19 protein-coding genes are annotated in these 17,723 nt (G+C 45.8%); 11 read left to right on the plus strand and 8 right to left on the minus strand.

The genetic code is table 11. From position 1 onward, the window contains the following. Positions 1-107: 107 nt before the first annotated feature. From QUA07_RS01660 to QUA07_RS01670, 3 genes are read left to right on the plus strand one after another with little or no spacing between them, the layout of a single operon-like run. Complete coding sequence (locus QUA07_RS01660) at positions 108-422, plus strand: transposase (RefSeq protein ID WP_333322008.1); 315 nt, start codon at positions 108-110, stop codon at positions 420-422. After that, positions 404-460: a hypothetical protein gene (locus tag QUA07_RS01665; protein WP_333322245.1), complete on the plus strand. Its 57-nt coding sequence runs from the start codon at positions 404-406 to the stop codon at positions 458-460. Before QUA07_RS01660 ends, QUA07_RS01665 begins: the two co-directional genes overlap by 19 nt. A 7-nt stretch (positions 461-467) precedes the next feature. Continuing rightward, positions 468-629 carry a zinc ribbon domain-containing protein gene (locus tag QUA07_RS01670; RefSeq protein WP_333085163.1) on the plus strand — a complete coding sequence of 54 codons (162 nt, stop codon included), beginning with the start codon at positions 468-470 and terminating at the stop codon, positions 627-629. A 35-nt stretch (positions 630-664) separates the two neighbouring features. On the opposite strand, the gene QUA07_RS01675 is transcribed toward QUA07_RS01670, so the two are convergent. Then, a complete protein-coding gene (locus QUA07_RS01675) occupies positions 665-1,594 on the minus strand; it encodes a hypothetical protein (protein ID WP_333085162.1) in 930 nt (309 codons plus the stop codon). A gap of 301 nt (positions 1,595-1,895) precedes the next feature. On the opposite strand from QUA07_RS01675, the gene QUA07_RS01680 reads away from it, so the two are divergent. From QUA07_RS01680 to QUA07_RS01695, 4 genes are all read left to right on the plus strand, one after another. After that, positions 1,896-2,072 carry a hypothetical protein gene (locus QUA07_RS01680; protein ID WP_333322011.1) on the plus strand — a complete coding sequence of 59 codons (177 nt, stop codon included), beginning with the start codon at positions 1,896-1,898 and terminating at the stop codon, positions 2,070-2,072. A 646-nt stretch (positions 2,073-2,718) separates the two neighbouring features. Next, entirely contained in the window at positions 2,719-3,621 is a 903-nt protein-coding gene (locus tag QUA07_RS01685) for an MBL fold metallo-hydrolase (protein WP_333085160.1), read from the plus strand. A gap of 234 nt (positions 3,622-3,855) precedes the next feature. Beyond that, entirely contained in the window at positions 3,856-5,070 is a 1,215-nt protein-coding gene (locus QUA07_RS01690) for a bifunctional riboflavin kinase/FAD synthetase (protein WP_333322014.1), read from the plus strand. 178 nt (positions 5,071-5,248) lie between these two features. Continuing rightward, positions 5,249-6,157: a MoxR family ATPase gene (locus QUA07_RS01695; RefSeq protein WP_333322016.1), complete on the plus strand. Its 909-nt coding sequence runs from the start codon at positions 5,249-5,251 to the stop codon at positions 6,155-6,157. 379 nt (positions 6,158-6,536) lie between these two features. On the opposite strand, the gene QUA07_RS01700 is transcribed toward QUA07_RS01695, so the two are convergent. Continuing rightward, positions 6,537-7,736 carry a glycosyltransferase gene (locus QUA07_RS01700; protein ID WP_333322018.1) on the minus strand — a complete coding sequence of 400 codons (1,200 nt, stop codon included), beginning with the start codon at positions 7,734-7,736 and terminating at the stop codon, positions 6,537-6,539. A 384-nt stretch (positions 7,737-8,120) separates the two neighbouring features. Then, positions 8,121-8,327 carry a hypothetical protein gene (locus QUA07_RS01705; RefSeq protein ID WP_333322020.1) on the minus strand — a complete coding sequence of 69 codons (207 nt, stop codon included), beginning with the start codon at positions 8,325-8,327 and terminating at the stop codon, positions 8,121-8,123. A 114-nt stretch (positions 8,328-8,441) separates the two neighbouring features. On the opposite strand from QUA07_RS01705, the gene QUA07_RS01710 reads away from it, so the two are divergent. Together QUA07_RS01710 and QUA07_RS01715 are read left to right on the plus strand one after the other, a co-directional pair. Next, on the plus strand, positions 8,442-8,768 hold the full coding sequence (locus tag QUA07_RS01710; protein ID WP_333042436.1) for an MgPME-cyclase complex family protein: 327 nt from the start codon (positions 8,442-8,444) through the stop codon (positions 8,766-8,768). Continuing rightward, a complete protein-coding gene (locus QUA07_RS01715; RefSeq protein WP_333322022.1) occupies positions 8,765-9,502 on the plus strand; it encodes a hypothetical protein in 738 nt (245 codons plus the stop codon). The genes QUA07_RS01710 and QUA07_RS01715 overlap by 4 nt, the downstream gene beginning before the upstream one ends. A 67-nt stretch (positions 9,503-9,569) precedes the next feature. Here QUA07_RS01715 and QUA07_RS01720 read toward each other — a convergent pair whose 3' ends face one another. Together QUA07_RS01720 and QUA07_RS01725 are read right to left on the minus strand one after the other, a co-directional pair. Continuing rightward, on the minus strand, positions 9,570-11,666 hold the full coding sequence (locus tag QUA07_RS01720; RefSeq protein WP_333322024.1) for a tetratricopeptide repeat protein: 2,097 nt from the start codon (positions 11,664-11,666) through the stop codon (positions 9,570-9,572). A 291-nt stretch (positions 11,667-11,957) separates the two neighbouring features. Continuing rightward, on the minus strand, positions 11,958-12,899 hold the full coding sequence (locus QUA07_RS01725) for an NAD-dependent epimerase/dehydratase family protein (protein WP_333322026.1): 942 nt from the start codon (positions 12,897-12,899) through the stop codon (positions 11,958-11,960). Between the two features lie 251 nt (positions 12,900-13,150). On the opposite strand from QUA07_RS01725, the gene dnaG reads away from it, so the two are divergent. Beyond that, positions 13,151-15,178, plus strand: a complete 2,028-nt coding sequence (gene dnaG, locus QUA07_RS01730) for a DNA primase (protein ID WP_333322028.1) — start codon at positions 13,151-13,153, stop codon at positions 15,176-15,178. A gap of 87 nt (positions 15,179-15,265) precedes the next feature. Here the strand turns inward: dnaG and QUA07_RS01735 are convergent, their stop codons facing one another. Both QUA07_RS01735 and QUA07_RS01740 read right to left on the minus strand, forming a co-directional pair. Continuing rightward, positions 15,266-15,592, minus strand: coding sequence for a YnfA family protein (locus tag QUA07_RS01735; RefSeq protein WP_333322030.1), 327 nt, complete (start codon positions 15,590-15,592; stop codon positions 15,266-15,268). Positions 15,593-15,848: 256 nt separating this feature from the next. Beyond that, positions 15,849-16,373 carry a pentapeptide repeat-containing protein gene (locus QUA07_RS01740; RefSeq protein WP_333322032.1) on the minus strand — a complete coding sequence of 175 codons (525 nt, stop codon included), beginning with the start codon at positions 16,371-16,373 and terminating at the stop codon, positions 15,849-15,851. A 14-nt stretch (positions 16,374-16,387) separates the two neighbouring features. Here QUA07_RS01740 and QUA07_RS01745 point away from each other — a divergent pair, with 14 nt between their 5' ends. Then, entirely contained in the window at positions 16,388-17,017 is a 630-nt protein-coding gene (locus QUA07_RS01745) for a YraN family protein (protein WP_333199168.1), read from the plus strand. Between the two features lie 198 nt (positions 17,018-17,215). Here QUA07_RS01745 and QUA07_RS01750 read toward each other — a convergent pair whose 3' ends face one another. Continuing rightward, on the minus strand, positions 17,216-17,605 hold the full coding sequence (locus QUA07_RS01750) for a hypothetical protein (protein ID WP_333057186.1): 390 nt from the start codon (positions 17,603-17,605) through the stop codon (positions 17,216-17,218). Positions 17,606-17,723 lie beyond the last annotated feature (118 nt).

The raw sequence follows: 17,723 nt of genomic DNA on the forward strand, positions 1-17,723 counted from the left end.
ATGAATTAAAGATGTCCCAATTGCGATCAGCCCTCGCAGGGTGAGTTTTGTAACTTCAAGCGAAAAGGTAATTCCTACCGTGAATCAGCAACGCCGCACCAAAACCGTTGATAGGCAGTGCGAAAACCAAACTTGCTACTTTACAACGTCAAGCGTCAAAGCAGGTAAAAGGCTCCAATAACCAGCGCAAAACCTACAATAAAATTAGCCTAATTCACACACAAATAGCTTGTATTCGTCAAGATTTCTTGCACAAGTTAACAATTTACTTAGCCAAGACTTTCAAGCTCATCAAAATAGAAGACTTGAATATAAAAGGGATGATGGCTAATCACAAACGGGCGGGGCAATATCCGATCTTGGGTTTTACGAGTTCAAGCGTCAACTCGATTACAAATGCCAAATGTATGGAGCAAATTTAATCCTAGTAGACCAATGGTACCCTAGTTCTAAAACTTGATCGAATTGTGGGAATAAAAAAAATATGCCACGCTCGTCTTCGGACTTATGATTGTCCTGCTTGTGGTAGATATATCGATCGCAATTGGAATGCAAGCGTTAATATTTTGAACTGGGAACCCTCGGCAGCCAGGGATAGCCGACTCTTTCCACTACGTTCCACTCAATAGCGTAGGAAGTAAACTCGGACGATCTAAAAATAGCTTTAGATAAGTTTAGATAATTTGTCCGAAGCAACAAAGCCATAAGTAGCGTCCCAAGTCTGCAAACCTTCGAGAAGGGCATTGCGGACTACAGCTTCTGGTTCCCGACTCAGCATCAGGCGAAAGCACTCGGCAGCGCGGGAACGGGCGATCGAACTTTTGACGGAACTCACAGGGCCAAACCCACCCTGATTCACCAAATCGGTCATTTGCCGCACTGCAATCAAACGCTTCACGGGGTCAGCATCAGTCAAATCCGCCAGAATGCGATCGAGCGCCACTTCATCTTTTGCGGCCCCCAGACTCAACCCTTGCCGCAGCAACAGCCCTGCAATCGCGATCGTGCCCAAATTCTGCAAAATCACGCTCAAAGCCATCCAGTGGCTGCTTGAGTCCGCCCAAATCGCCAAACTCATGTAAGCGCCCAAGGTAGCAATGCCGCCGGTGCCGACGGCTAAAACGAACCGACGGTTCGGGCCCTCCCAAAATTGCTCGCCTTTTGCCCGCAGCAATTGCCAGTCCCACGACTGCCCTCGGTAAACCAGCATCATCGCTGCTATCCCCAGGCCTGTGGAAAAAAGTAACTGACTGTTCCACCACCCCCAAACTGCTGCCAGGGTGACAACTCCCAGCCAACCTTTTGATCGAGTCAAACTCTCTAGCAGCCACTTGAGAAACGCAGTAGAAACCACAGGCGATCGGGCCCAGGAGGTCTTGCCATTTACCCTCTGGCGTCTTGTTTCGACAGTCCGGCCTGTGGCTGTTGGGGTTGCCGGCGGGCGATCGTCCAAACTAAATTCTCTCAAAGCTTGACCATCAGTTATTTCTAAAGACAGGTCGCTCAACGGAAGATTACCGAGTTCCAAAGTGCGATCGGACACTTTCACAGGCGATCTATTCAGCTTGGTTGTAGTTTTTTTAACTTGATTCATACTGACTTTTTTGAAAAATAACTTAAAGTTATCCAGGCTTTCTTAGCACTGATTTAGATTCTCGGCAAATAAGACTCTAAGTTTCTATGATACCGGAAATTCAACCCCGTGGCGAGTACCGCAACTGCGCTGAATTCCGAGAAATCCTTACCAAAAATAGAGCAATTGAAGATTTTTGAGAAAATCACGAGAGGTTAACAGCGAATATTTCTGCATCACTCTGGAGACAGAATGGCGCTCGGAGTTGGCATGATGGCAAAAAATCGAAATTTTTTAATTTCCGAAAATAGGGGAATTTTGAGTGATTCAATTCGTCCGCCAAGAAATGCACGACGAAAATTTAGCCTTTTGCCAGCAGGCCCGGACTCTCGCTGCTACCCCGGTGTCAGATGAGGCTGGGTTCAGCTTGACCGCTTGCGGGACGAACCGCAGCGCGCAGGGCGGGCCGAGAATCCAGACAGTATTGGCGGATAATTAATAGCAGGAGCATTCCTAAACTGCTAAGATTTTTGAATTAATGGGAGTTGAGTTAATTAAACCGGGTTCGGGTAAAAACGACTCCCTGATGCTCATGGGCAGCGGTTAAATGGCCGGAGCATCTCCAGTCGGGTAAATTAACCGTCATTCTTGTAGAGGCGCCTTTACGCCCGATCGGCAATATCAGCCAGATATCGGCGCAAAAAAGTCCCGACACCTGCATATTATGGTTGATCGACCTGACTAAATAGCAGGAAGCCCATCATCCGCGTTCTAACCCGTAAAGCAGCAAGGCAAACAACCGACCGCGCGATCGTGTTCGCCAAGTGCGGAGGCTGGAAAAACAGCGGCTTTTGACCAAACTAATACAGAACTACTGCCCCAAAGTGTGTCTGCGGAGGTTAGGCTAGTGAAGAGACGAAAAGAATAGTTACGATCGAGACTTCATTAGTCTACCTTGTAATTTATTGCTCAGTTGTCAAGCCCAACAGTTTTGCATTCTCGCGATGAGCGAGACTCTTGGCACTTCCAACAAGTGGGGAACTCGACCGTCAAAGAACTTGGGTTTGATGGTAAAGCCCTTAGTAATATGTAAACACCTTATCGATAACTCGCCAACTCGCCGGAACAATCTTGCAAGAAAACTCATGTCTAGTATGCAAAACCAATTCACGGTTCACTTCTGGGGCGTTAGAGGTAGCATAGCGTCTCCCGGGGCAGAAACAGTACGTTACGGGGGCAACACGCCCTGTGTAGAAATGCGAGTGGGTGACAGTCGCCTAATTTTCGATGGCGGTACTGGATTGCGGGTTTTGGGACAAACTCTCCTGTCCCAGATGCCCGTAAAAGCTCATATGTTTTTTACTCACTCTCACTGGGATCACATTCAAGGATTCCCATTTTTTGTCCCAGCTTTTATTCCTGGGAACTGCTTTCACATCTATGGGGCTATTGCTCCTAATCAGGCTACTATCCAGCAGCGCCTCCATGACCAGATGCTGCACCCCAATTTTCCGGTACCCCTGCAAATTATGGGGGCAGACCTGAAATTTAACGATATAGAAGTGGGCAAACCGCTGGAAATCGGAGAGATTAAGGTGGAAACTGCTTTGCTGAACCATCCTGGGGAAGCTATAGGCTACCGCGTCAACTGGCGGGGGTATGCGGCTGCTTACGTGACTGATACCGAACATTTTCCCGATCGTTTAGACGAAAATGTGCTGCATTTGGCTCAGGATGCTGAGGTGCTGATCTACGACGCTACTTATACCGATGAGGAGTATTATGCCGAGAAGAGCAGCAAGGTCGGCTGGGGACATTCGACTTGGCAGGAAGCGGTGAAGGTAGCAAAGGCTGCTAATGTCAAAAAGTTGGTGATTTTTCACCACGATCCGCTGCACAATGACGAGTTTTTAGACAGGGTGGGAGAACAAGTGGCTCAAAGGTTCCCGAACAGTTTGATGGCGCGGGAAGGTTTGTCGTTACAATTGCTGCCTCCTGATAACGATTTGTCTGAAGCCTCGGTGCAAGCGCCTCAAGTTCATGTCTGATGGATTTGAGCTTGTCAGATGGTTCTGAAATCTCGATCGGTGAAATCTGACATTTAAGCGAGGGCTGACCTCACTCAAAGACGGATACCGTGCCACGTGCTTCTGTCGTGGAAAACCAAAAAGTTTAGACCAAAGTTCAAGCTTCCAGATTTATCTGTGAAGTCAATTCTAAAATCTAAAATCTAAAATCTAACATCGACTGGCGATCGCACTAAGTATGTCAAAATTTTAAGCGTGTGGGTAACTTCTTCTTGTACCGCTGCTCTGACTCCAACTTCTGTTGCCTTGGGAAACTTTGATGGTTTGCACCTAGGGCATCGACAAGTCGTGCAGCCAATTTTAAATCGATCGCCTGAGCAAAATTCTGCGACGATTCTTGCGTCGGGGCCAAACTTGCGCTCCAACGCGGGCAGAGATGAAAATTTGGAAAGCGAACCTCCGGCGACCTGCTACAACGACTCAGCAGCACCGCCCGATCGAGCCGGCAGCAGCCATAATTTCGATAGTTTGATAGCCCCCAAAGCAGAGGGCAACAGCCTCTCTGGTCGCGATTCTGATGGGGTCGATCGGCTTTACGGCACTGTGGTGACATTCGATCCCCACCCGCAAGAATTTTTTACGGGTCAACCGAAAAAACTGCTGACGCCTCTGGCAGAAAAGGTAGAATTGCTCGCAGCAATGGGCGTCGAGCAACTTGTGCTGCTGCCGTTCGATCGAGAATTGGCGGCTTTGACTGCTTGTGAGTTTGTCGAGGAAATTTTGGTGCGACAACTAAAAGCGAGTCGAATTAGTGTGGGGGTTGATTTTCGGTTTGGGCGGGGACGCGCTGGGACGGCTGTGGATTTGCAGTCGATCGCGTCGGGTTACGGTATTGATGTTGCTCTTGTACCCCTGCACAATTGCGGTGAGGGCGATCGGATCAGCAGTTCTGCAATCCGCGAAGGTCTGGCATCCGGCGACCTCAGAAGAGCGAATCAGTTGCTGGGGCGACCTTACAGTTTAGTCGGAACTGTGGTTGGGGGACAGCGGCTGGGTAGGACGATCGGATTTCCTACTGCTAATATCGAACTGCCGCCGGAAAAATTTTTGCCACGTTTTGGCGTGTACGCGGTGCGAGTCTCGGTGAAGCAGGGAGGGGAAAAGATGGAAGATGGAAGTTCTTCCTATCAGCCGGAAAATGCCAAATCTCTAATCCCCGGCATAGCACCAACTTTATCTTTTGTCAATGGGGTGATGAATGTTGGCTGTCGCCCGACGGTAGACGGCCTGCAACCCACTGTGGAAGTTCACCTGTTAGATTGGTCTGGGGATTTGTACGGTCAAACCTTGAGCGCGAGTTTGGTAGAGTTTTTGCGACCCGAACAAAAATTCGCTTCTCTGGATGCTCTCAAAACTCAAATTCAGGCAGATTGTGATATTGCTAGAAGCGTATTAGCTGCTAAAGTCTAATAATTATGTGATCTAGAACAGGCGATCGGTTTTAAAAATGGTGCAAGATGAGTCAGACTAAATTCTAGTTGTACAAATACGAAGTCCGCAAGGCAAAGACTCAAGATTTTGGCAATCTTGATATCTTTTCAACAATTAGCAATTAGCAATTCGCAATTAACAATTAGAAATCAGGGATATGAGACAACATATTGAGCGGCTCAAACAAAATCTAGGCAAAACTATTGTTGGCAAAGCCGATGCTATTCGCTTGGTGTTGGTAGCGGTGCTTTCGGGCGGACACGCGCTGCTGGAAGACGTGCCTGGTGTGGGAAAAACGCTGCTGGCAAAGTCTTTGGCGCGATCGATCGATGGGAAGTTTCAGCGGATTCAGTGTACTCCCGATTTGTTACCGACGGATATCACGGGTACTAATATTTGGAATCCGCGCAGCGGAGAGTTTGAGTTTTTGCCCGGGCCAGTTTTTGCTAATGTTTTGCTTGCCGATGAAATCAATCGGGCGACGCCGCGAACTCAGTCAGCTTTGCTGGAAGTGATGGAAGAAAAGCAGGTGACAGTAGATGGAGTTTCTCGGAATGTTCCGACGCCGTTTTTTGTGATTGCGACTCAGAACCCGATCGAATATCAAGGCACTTTTCCCCTACCGGAAGCGCAGATGGATCGGTTTACTTTGTCTTTGACTTTGGGCTATCCCGCTGCGTTGGAAGAGTTGCAAATGTTGGAACGGCTTTCTGATAGTTTTGCTGTTGAAGATTTGCAGCCTTGTATTTCTTTGGAAGAAGTGCAGGAATTGCGTCGTTTGTGCGCTGGTGTGAAGGTGGAAGCCTCTTTGAAACAGTATATTGTAGATTTGGTACGATCGACGCGAGAGGATGAGGAGATTACTCTGGGGGTGAGTCCCCGGGGTGCGGTGGCTTTGCACCGGGCGTCCCAGGCATTGGCATTTATTTCAGGGCGGGATTTTGCTACCCCGGATGATGTGAAGGATTTGGCGCCGCACGTACTGTCTCACAGGTTGATTCCGGCGGGGGGAAGGAGGGCTAAGACGATTGTTGACAAGTTGTTGCGATCAGTTCCTATTCCTTAAAAAGTTTGTAAGTAGGTTGTTTTATTTAAAGGAACAGGCATCTTGCCTGTTCCACAAAGAATGAATTTTTTTGTGGAACAGGCATCTTGCCCGCCCTTGAAAGACTTATTAATAATTGTGCAAGATGCCATATCAAATCGGGTAGCATCGGAATTATAAAATCAAGTCAACAATCACGGACGCTGCAACCGGAATTGAGATAATTCATCTGCGTTAATCTGTGTTTATCTGCCTGTATCTGCGGCAAAAAAAAGATAATTTATTCACCGCAGATGAGAATGGATTGACTCTGATTCACGCAGATAAAGAGAAGAGATATATGAAGAATTCCCCTGCTAACAGATTTGATGTCAGTTAATCAATAGGTTTTGCACCATTATCAAGCACTCTCAAACAGCCCCACTAATTTTTTTGCCTCTAAATCAACATTGTGTTGTTGAGCAACTCGTTCTGCTCCTGTTTTCCCCATTTGTTCTAGTTTTTCTAAAGGTGCTTCCAATACCGCGCGCATCGCTACCGCTAATGCTTCTGCGGAACCGGGAGGAACTAACCAACCGCAAACACCGGGTTCTACGAGTTCCGGGATGCCAGCAACATAAGTGCTAATTACGGGCCGATTGAGAGCGAGGGCTTCCATAATTACGACGGGCAAACCTTCAGCAAAACTCGGCAATACCATTGCCCGTGAAGCTAAAATCTCTTGCTGAACTCGATCGCCACTGGCCCAGCCGGTAATTTCTATATGGTTTTGCAGACCGAGTTGCAGAATCTGCTGTTCAATATCCGATCGCAGCGGCCCGTCTCCTACCAGTACCAACTTAAACTCTAAGCCTTGAACTGCTAGCAAGTTAGCAGCTTCTAGCAATAACAAATGACCTTTTTGTTCGCTGAGTCTGCCAATGCAAGCTAAGCGGGGTGCTGCGGGTATGGGGACGTAGGGTGCAGCTAAAAATGCGGCATCTACGCCGCAGTGTATGACGTGAATTTTTGACCAAAAAGTGCGATCGCACCACCGAAAAAGCTGACTTTTACCGAAGGAACTAACTGCTGCTACAAAGGTCGATCGCTTAATTTTTTCGTCTAAGGAAAGAAGTGTCGCTTTATCAAATTCTTCAGGGCCGTGAACGGTGAAACTGTAAGTCGGGCCGCCAAGCACGCGGCACAGCATAGCGACTGTTGTCGAATTTGTCCCAAAGTGAGCGTGAACGTGTGCTGTACCGGATTCTGCAAACCAATTTAAAAGAATGCAAGCTTCTGCTAAATAAGCTAGATGCAGCAAAATCCCCCGTTCCGAGTGCCAGCCAACTTTGAACATTAACCGCACAGCTTCGATGAATCGAATTGGTCTAGTTGCGGCAACGCGCAGCAAACCCCACGCTAACCCCTGTACACCAACTCCTAAGATTACTTTAGTCAATTCTTGCTCTAGTTTGTCGGCCTCATCAACGAGTTCAGACTCGCAGGATCGGATCGAAAAACGTGCGACTTTCATGCCGCATTTTTCAACGGCTAGCACTTCTCTGCGGACAAAGCTGTGGCTGACTTTGGGATATTGGTTGACTAAATAAGCGATGTTCATGAACGGGGAGAAAATTTTATGGTAAAACTTAGATTAGTTTAGCCTTTGGTTGCAGTACGTGGGCAACAAATTTAGCTGATTTGTTGAGCTTATTTGAACAGGGGCGGAGGGCGATCGCTTTTGGCGGGATGGGGGAAGTGACAGCGGGGCGATGGCTATTCCGGTCAGAGCAAATCAATCCACACATTTTACATTTTTAATACAATAGTAAGGACTATTTTTAGGTAGTAGCCACAAACCCGTGATTTTCCCGCGAGCACATTGATCACCATGAAAGCCTTTTTTTAGGGTTCCCAATCAAAAACTGTCCGAAGTGTTTTCATATGCAAACTACTCCCAATCAAGTTTAACAGCCCCCAGATTGCCTCAAGAATTGGTAATTATTCAACCTGCAATTCCATCTAATTTCCTATTGTCACCTAAATTTTCCCAAAAATCGCTCGCCAGAAAAATAATCGCCCAAATCCCCAAACAACCAGCCACTCTCGCAACTCTCACAACTCCTCCAACTCTCACCACCAAAGATTTTTCTGAGGCGACTTGCTCTGCATCTACCCAAGATGACAGCAAATAAGGTAAAGTAAACGGCACAAGAGTCTAGAACTCTCCAACGACCGCAACTCGGCAAACCCGCCCCTGACCAGCAAAACTGGCCAGTACAGGCGGCATTAACCGCTAACCGTCAACCCCTAACAACCGACAAAAATGCAAACCTACTACTACGTTTTAGCCAGCCAACGCTTTTTGCTAGAAGAAGAAGCCCTAGATGAAGTGTTTAAAGAAAGAACCCGCAACTACAACGAACAAGAAAAACAAATAGACTTCTGGTTGGTCAAACAGCCGGCTTTTCTAGAAGCACCGACCATGGCAGAAGTTAAAGCAAAATGCCCTCAGCCAGCCGCCGCTATTATTTCTACCGATCCAGTCTTCATCACCTGGTTGAAACTGCGATTAGAATATGTACTGACAGGTGAATTTCAAGCACCGTCAGCAACTATTCCCGATGCCCTCGCATCCCTACAGACAGCATGACTAAAATAGCAAAATATCCGACAAAAGAACTAACAACAATTAGGGGTAAATTGTACAAACTTATTTTGTCTCTTCCCCTATTTTCTGCTACTTCGATCGCCCTTTTGGTATTGACAATTTTATCGAGTTCTGTTAAAGCTCAATCGAGCTGCCAACCGCCTCAGCCCGATGAATATCTACTGTTAATTGTCACCCGAACACCCGAACAGCAAGAAAGAGCAAAACGCTCTTTCCCTGGAAATACTAACAACACAGTTTGTCGGTACATCAATGACACGGTGACGCGAGTTGGTGGCTTTCGCGACTCGCAAATCGCCAGCGATTGGGTTAAATACATCGAAGATGTTGTCGGATTACAAGCTTACGTAGTACGATCGCCCGCAGCGGCACTACCCCAAAATTTGCCAGTCTACAGCCCTCAGCCAGCACCAGGTTCTGAACCAATCACCAATCCTTCAACGGGCAATCTAGGCTTCAATCCCCAACCCCTGGGCCCTGGTTATGCAGTGTTAGTAGATTACTTCAACCAACCGGAATTAGCCGCCCAAGTCAGGCAAGCATTAGGCACGCAAGTAGGCTTAGCTTCCTACGGCCAGCGTCCCTTTTTATTCGTCGCTTATACAACGGATCAAAACGCCGCTACTGATGCGGTAAAAGCATTGAGTGATCGAGGTTTTTGGCCGATGTTAGTAGACAGCCGCCGAGTTACCGTAATTGCTCCCGCTGTTCGCTAAAATATAAAAGTTGGCAATTAAAATTGCTTCTTGTCAAACAAAGTCCGCTGAAGGGAACTAATAAGAATTATTGTTGTTGTTCGGATTCTAGCGGGCTGCTTCCTAGCTGACTTTCTGCCCGCTTTTTTGCTTCTATTGCCGCTCCGTAATCCGGTTTGTAGCGAGTTGCTTTGTCATAGGAGGCGATCGCATCTTCGTATCTTTTTACTGCTACAAGTGCATTGCCGCGGCTGTACCAAGCTTCCGAGTAGTCAGGCTTGACATAGACGGCTTCGTTGTAAGAGGCGATCGCATCTTCGTACCGTTTTAAATTGTACTGGGCATTCCCTCTATTGTACCAGGCTTGATATTCTTTCGGGTTTAAGTCTAAGGCTCTGCTGTAACACTCAATTGCTTGTTCATACTTGCGTAATTCGTGGTACGACCAACCTAAATTGTACCATGCTTGATAATAATCAGGTTTTAATTTGACAGCTTTTTCGTAAGCTTCTACCGCTTCTTCATGTCGGCGCATTTTTAGCAAAGCGATGCCTTTACTGTACCAGCCTTGATAAAAATTGGGCTGAAACCGTACGGCTTTTTCGTAGGCTTCAAAAGCTTCTTGGTTTTTGTTTAATTCTAGGAAAACATTGCCTAAATTGTACCAAGCTTCAGAATTATCGAATTTAATTTCAACTGCTTTTTCATAGGATTCTACGGCTCGATCGTACTGTTTTAATTTTTGGTAAGCTTGTCCCCGATTGTACCAAGCACCGTACAAATTGGGCTGAAATTGTACAGCTTTTTCGTAGGAGGCGATCGCCTCTTCGTACCGCTGCGAGTCTAACAGAACATCGCCTCTGCCTTCCCACGCGGCGGCATAGTCGGGCTGGATTTTCAAAGCGTTATCAAAAGATGCGATCGCCTCTTGAGACTGTTGCAACTTATCCAAAGCATAACCGCGTCCCGTCCAAGCTTCCAAGTATTCCGGCTTTAATTCTATGGCTTTATCATAAGCTGACTGCGATTCTCGATATTTTTTCAATTCGTACAAAGTTTTGGCTTTTTCCTGCCAAACTTCCGCGTAGTCAGGCCTGAGAGTTATTGCTCGCTCGTAAGCTGCCAGAGCTTCTTCAAATCGGCTTAAATTGTAAAGAGTATTGCCTCGGTTGTACAGGTCAGTTGCATTGGCAGAATTAAAACTATTTACACCATAAATAGATGCTATAATACTGATGCCAATTAAACTGGCGATCAACAATATTTTTAAGTACAGTTTTTTGCGGGTTTTTACAGGCTTATTCGCAGCAGCAACCGGAGGCAATACAGGAACTGTACCGCTGAAAGAATCTTTCAATTCTTTAATAGCTTGCAGCGTTTCGCCGGCACTAGAATAACGCTGGCGAAAATCGTACTTTACCATCTTATCTAAAATCTTCGCAAATTCAGGGCTGACTGATGTTTTGTCCTGCCAAATAATTTCCTCTGTATCGGCGTTTCTTGGCATTTGGTGAGGATTTATGCCAGTGAGGAACTGAATTGCGATCGCACCTGCGGCATAGATATCGCTGCTGAGTTTGGGGTTGCCGTGAGCTTGCTCGCTGGGCATATAACCGGGAGTACCGATGCTGACACTCAGGCTATTCTTGGGCTGAGGAGTGGTGATTTGAGTAGTAATTTCTTTAACTGCGCCGAAGTCAATTAAAACTAATTTTCCGTCTCTATCTCTGCGGAGGATATTGCGGGGATTGACATCGCGGTGAATGACATTTTGCTGGTGTACAAAATCTAAAATTTCCAGAAGTTCTTGCAATATACAAATAACTTGATCTTGCTGCATGACTCCCGCATTCCCAGGAGAAGCGGGCGTAATTTCTTGACTTAAATCGTGACCTTCTATAAATTCTTGAACTAGGTAAAACTCTTGGTTCTCTTCAAAAAAAGCAAAAAGTCGGGGAATGCGATCGTGATTTCCCAATTTGTACAAAACTTGTGCTTCGGTATCGAATAAACGTCTTGCTACCTGTAGAGTTTGCGGATCAGTTGCTTGAGGTTTAAGCTGCTTAACGACGCAGAGGTGATTGCCTGGTAGCTGCTTATCTTCAGCTAAATAAGTTTGAGCAAATCCGCCGCCTCCCAAGTGACGGATAATACTGTAGCGATTGCCGAGTGTTATTCCAAGCATGAAATTCACCTAATATTTCCTAGTCGTTTGGAGAATTAGCTTCCAACCAAGCTGTCACATCTTCCGCATTTGAAAATTCTAACATGGTCTCTCTAAATTTTTTAATGGGTCGAACGACCACTGGGGAGTTTGAATTTCCATAAAATAAATTTACGGGTGAAATCCATTATGCCGTTCTTCAATCATTAATTTAGTTCCCTTTGCTTTCTTTCTTGTTCCCTCCCCTTACTAAGGGGAGGGTTAGGGTGGGGTTCTAGATTTTTTCGGGGATTGGGATGCTCCCACTCTAACTTAACTTTGAACCGATTTCAAAATTTGATCATCGACTGAAAAATCTATCTCAGCTTTGTCCCGTCCCGAAACTACATAATCATTCTGAAAAGAATCTTTCAATCCAGAAAGTAAGTCAAATTCCGGCTGCCAGTTAAGATCGGTGACAGCTTTATTAACTGAAGCAAAAAAGTGCTGCAATCGCATCGGAAAAGCTTTCTTTTTGCCGAAGTCAAATTGTTTCGGATCGTAGTGTACAATCTTAATAGCATCAGGGGATTTGCCTGCGGCTTGAATGCAGGCGCGGGCTAAACCGTCAAAGGTGACAAATCGATCGCCCGAAACGTTGTAAATTTGCCCGATCGCCCTTTCGTTCCCCAAAACCGCCGCCATTGCTTTAGCCAAATCCTGACAGTGCCCCAACTGCGTGAAGTGCATTCCGTTACCGGGAATCGGAATCGGTCGATCGCGCACAATCCGATCGAAAAACCAAGCCTCTAAATCGTTATAATTTTGGGGGCCGTAAATGTAAGTCGGGCGAATCGAAGTCCAAGGCAAACCCGATGTGGCCAAGTAATTTTCGGTTTCGCATTTACCCAAGTGCCGGCTTTTAGGATCGGTAGCGTCCCCTTCGATATGAGGCATTTGATCCGATTTCAAATAAACCCCTGCAGAGCTCATGTAAACAAAGTGCTGCACCCGCCCTTTAAATATTTCAGCTAAAGGCTTTGTATCGCTGAGTTCGCGGCCGTTGTTGTCAAAAACCGCGTCAAACTCGACCGTCGATAACTTTTCTTGCAATTGTTCAACATTTGTGCGATCGCCCTGAATCTGTTTTACGCCCGCAACCGGTACAGGCTTGTTGCCCCGGTTAAACAACACCACTTCATGCCCTTGTGCTGCTAAAATCTTAGTAAGATAAACCCCAATAAACCGAGTACCGCCCATCATTAAAATTCGCATTATTTTCGATGCTCCTTACAGTTAGTGTAAATATCTTACAATAAATTTATGCCCTAGGGCGTGTTTTCTATCCCCGGAGATCCCCCTTAAAAAGAGGGACTTTGATACTGATTCTTTCACCTTTTTTAGGGGGCTGGGATTTTGAATCTCATGAGAAATCACTCAGAGTAGATAATTCATCCGTGTATCCGTGTCCTCATCCGTGTAGTGCTTTCCTTCTCCAATACTTTCAATTTGCCTAAAATAGCCCTATGCAAGTTCCCCGGCTGCATCCAGAAACCATCGAAGAAGTTAAACAAAGAGCCGACATAGTAGACGTTATTTCCGGTCGCGTCGTGTTGCGAAAACGCGGCAAAGAATTTGTAGGTTTGTGTCCTTTTCACGATGAAAAATCTCCCAGCTTTACTGTCAGTCCCGGCAAACAAATGTATTATTGTTTCGGCTGCGGTGCAGGCGGCAATGCTTTTAAGTTTCTCATGGAATTGGAGAAACGCTCTTTCAGCGAAGTAGTATTAGAATTAGCTAAAAATTATCAAGTTCCCGTCAAAACTGTCGAACCGGAACACCGACAAGAATTGCAGCGGCAAATTTCTCTGCGGGAACAACTCTATGAAATCTCAGCGCTAACAGCCAACTTTTACGAACACGCTTTGCGACAAACCCAAGGAGAAGAACCCTTAGCATATCTCAAATCAGAGCGCAAGCTTAGCGAAGAAACTATCCAACAATTTCAATTAGGTTATGCACCCCAAGGTTGGGAAGCACTTTACAGTTATTTAGTAGAACAGAAAAACTATCCGGCGCAATTAGTAGAACAAGCTGGATTAATTGTGCCCCGAAAAAATGGCGGCAGCGGTTATTACGATCGCTTCCGCAATCGCATTATGATTCCCATTCGCGACACCCAAGGCAGAGTCATTGGTTTCGGCGGCAGAGCTCTCGGCGACGAACAGCCGAAATACCTCAATTCTCCCGAAACAGAACTGTTCGACAAAGGCAAAACTTTGTTCGCCTTAGATACAGCAAAAACAGCCATTAGCAAAGCCGATCGAGCAGTGGTTGTAGAGGGGTATTTTGACGCGATCGCACTTCACGCCGCCGGCATCTCCAACGCCGTCGCTTCCCTCGGCACAGCCTTAAGTTTAAACCAAGTGCGGCAGTTATTGCGGTACACTGACTCCAAACAAATTATTCTCAACTTCGACGCCGACAAAGCAGGAACTCAAGCAGCAGAACGCGCTATTGGAGAAATAGAAAAACTCGCTTATCAAGGAGAAGTGCAACTGCGGGTGCTTAACATTCCTGACGGCAAAGATGCCGACGAATATCTCAAAACATACTCCCCAGAACAATATCGAGAATTGCTCGAAAATGCTCCGTTGTGGATCGACTGGCAACTGCAACAAATGCTCGTCAATCAAGATTTGAAGCAAGCCGATACTTCCCAGCAAGTCACCAAAAAAATAATTAATTTATTAACCAATATCACTGACGACAATCAGTTAGCACATTACTTGCAAAAGTGTGCAGAAATTCTCAGCAAAGGAGATTTTAGACTCACAAAAATGATCGCTGAAAACTTGCTCAATCAAGTAGTTAGCGATTGGGCAAAGCGGCAGAGTCAAGACGAATCATTGACAATGCCCCTGTTAATTAGAAACAAGCTGAAGCCGAACAAACAATATAAAAAGCAACGTGGAAGCAGCGAAAACAAAAGCTCAAAATCAAGTTTATCTTTTGTAGCCCGCAGTCTTTTAGAAGAAGCAGAAGCGCAATTATTGCAGATTTATTTGCACTGTCCCGAATACCGTCAAGATGTCAGAGAAGCAATAGAAGCTAGAGACGTGCAGTTTAGCCTTTCTCACCACAGATTTTTGTGGCACCAGATTGTGAATGCAGAAATATTGCACAAAATGTCTTTACAAGTAGCGCCTTCTGAGTTAATATTGAAACTGCAAGATAGCTTTATTGAATATCCCAATCAACTCAATCAAATCTCGCATTTATTTCACTTAAATGAGTTCTCAGAAAGAAACGTTTATCGCGCACCTCTAGTCATTAGATCTGCCCTCGCCTGTATCGAGCAAATAATTAGCATGAAGCGCCGCCGGATTGCACTCAATATGTGGGAAAAAGCCAAGGCCGCTAGCAGTGGCGAAGAGGCTATAGAATATCACCAACTATTCTGTGCCGAACAAGAATGGCTCAAGGAATTAGAGAGGCTGCGTCAAGTTAATTTTTACGATTTAACTTCTGTGCCTTGGAGTGCGAATTTTTAGGAGTTAAGGACTAAAGCCGTGAATCTAATATTAAAGTCGTATATTTAGGTTTTTTATCCCTAAGTCTTTAATTACTGTGTCAGTCTGTTATTGGCGATGTGGGCCGAACAAGATCACGATTGTTCCCACTAGAGAGAATGTAACGCCAAGCAAGTCCCACTTATCCGGCTTAACACCTTCAACTAGCCACAACAAGAACAGGGATAAGAGGATGTAAAACCCGCCGTAGGCAGCGTATGCCCTACCAGCATTTGAGGTATCTACCTTGGTGAGAGAAAAAGCGTAGATCATCAGGGCTAAGATACCTGGGATAATCCAAAATATGCTTTTGCCAAGTCTCAACCACGCCCAAAAGGCATAGCAGCCAGAGATTTCTCCCAGCCCAGCAAGTACGAAGAAGATAAACGTCTGCATATTCAGCTTGACCTTTAAACACAAGAGCTTAATACTATACAGAGCTTAGGTAAAGGCCACAAGCGATCGCCAAAAACTACGCGATTGATTAAAAGAGTTCACTAACTTTCACAACGGGTTAAAGTTCTTGTAATACTTAAACATTTGAGTTGTTCAATTAAATAGTTTGAGAGCAACCCATGCTTAAGCTGATCAGGTGAGAGTGTTCGCCATCAACGATGTGCCTGTTGCGTAAGTTTTTTCGAGCCTTAGCTTTTTAATAGTCGCAAAAAAGAGTTTCGCGAGTATCTCTACCTGTCACTGGATTAGTACCTTTTGCCACTTTACAAAGTTTTTCTATCATATCGTCTCGCAGCAGAGTCTCAGTAAAATCAGCACCGTCAATAATAGCTCCTTCCAGCCTGGTATTGTAAGCGAAAGCACCCTCAAGGATAGCATTAGTTAAATTTGCTTTCATCATGCGAGCCAAATCTAAAGTCGCACCCGTGAAATTCGCGCCTTCTAAATTTGCCTCTTCCATATTGGCCGCAAAAAAGCTGACGCCCCGCAAATCTGCATTAGTAAAATTGCTATTGCGAAGATTGGCTTTATTAAAGCTGTCGTCAGTCAGAACTTGGCCAGTAAAATCAGCGCCTACTAGAATTTCTTTATCGTGATCCAAAGCGAAAGCAGGTGCGGGATTAAAGGCGATCGCCCCAGCGGCAATTACTGCTAAAATAACAAAACTCAGCAAGAAAGTATAAATATTTTTGCGATGTTGGCGAATTCGAGAAATCATCATACAAGTTCAAGCTAATGGGCAGTCGTGACAGTTCAGAATTGAATTCTACCAGAAAGCGCGTCAAGCGTAGCTATCCCGTAGGGAATCGCCCGCTCGCCACGGCTGACTCCAATTCCCCCCAATCCCCAAACTCTAGGGATATCGGCACATTGGGAGAAAACTTAGTCGCCGAGTGGTTGCAGCAGCAAGGCTGGGAAATTTTGCACCGCCAGTGGCACTGTCGCTGGGGAGAGATTGACATCATCGCACTCGGAAGAGATGAAGAAAGCGAAATCAACAGAGGTAACGAAAATTCCCCATTCCCCATTCCCCATTCCCCATTCCCCATTCCCCATTCCCAAACATTAGCATTTGTAGAGGTAAAAACTCGCCGCCGGGGAAATTGGGATGCGGGTGGAATGTTGGCTATTAATACCACAAAACAAGCCAAACTTTGGCAAACAGCCGAAATATTTTTAAGCACTCATGCAGATTTAGCCAATAATTATTGTCGCTTTGATGTGGCTTTAGTCAGGTGCGAACCTTTACAACAAAACACTAAGCAAATATTACCACCATTAACTGCAGCGCATTCTCAATCCGCCGTTGCAGGTAACTACCGACTCACCCTGCAAGAATACATTCGCTCGGCTTTTAGCATTTAAAAATATATAATTAAAATTTAGAGGGTAAAATCTCAAACCAATGCCACTAGGTAATTTTTAATTGTTAACTTGCCTAGGCTGTCGCGCATTTCTCTCTTGAGCTTTAACGGAGCTGAAAAAAGCGTTAAATCTGCTCCCGCTTTCCCCTTCTCTCCCTCTCCGGTTCTGTCATCACAGTTAATGTATATGCGTAGCAATCTAGGCCAGAGTTTCCGGGCAATATCCCAGACCCTTGACAAACTGCTGGCGAAACGCTTCAATTTCTTTGCGGTCAGGGCAGCCGTGACAAACCACTGCCACCTGGTAGCGGCGCATCACGCTCAGTGGCGACTGTCCGGTTTCCAAGCTCCAAAGCGCCATTTGCAAGCGAATTTCAGGATCGTAAGGAATCCCGAGTTCGTTCATAAAAGCCCGAAAATCCCCGTGCATTTCGGGAGTTAAATATTGGCTCATTTTCACCTTTACCACCCATCCGTCAATTTGGTGAATAACAGTGATAAATTGCAAGGGAAGATGATGAGCCGTGCGTAGGTAATCCACGACTCTCAGAGTAAGGCTAGTATTGGCGATGTAGTAGAGGTATTCCATAACGATCCTTATGAGCCTTATGAGCAAAGCTGATGCTATACCTCTATCGTCGCGGACTCTACCCGCCACCACAAGGGGAAAAGCACCCGACTTTGAATGGGGGTTTTTACCCAATTTG

The organism is Microcoleus sp. T3_A4 (assembly GCF_036700465.1).
GTDB lineage: Bacteria > Cyanobacteriota > Cyanobacteriia > Cyanobacteriales > Microcoleaceae > Microcoleus.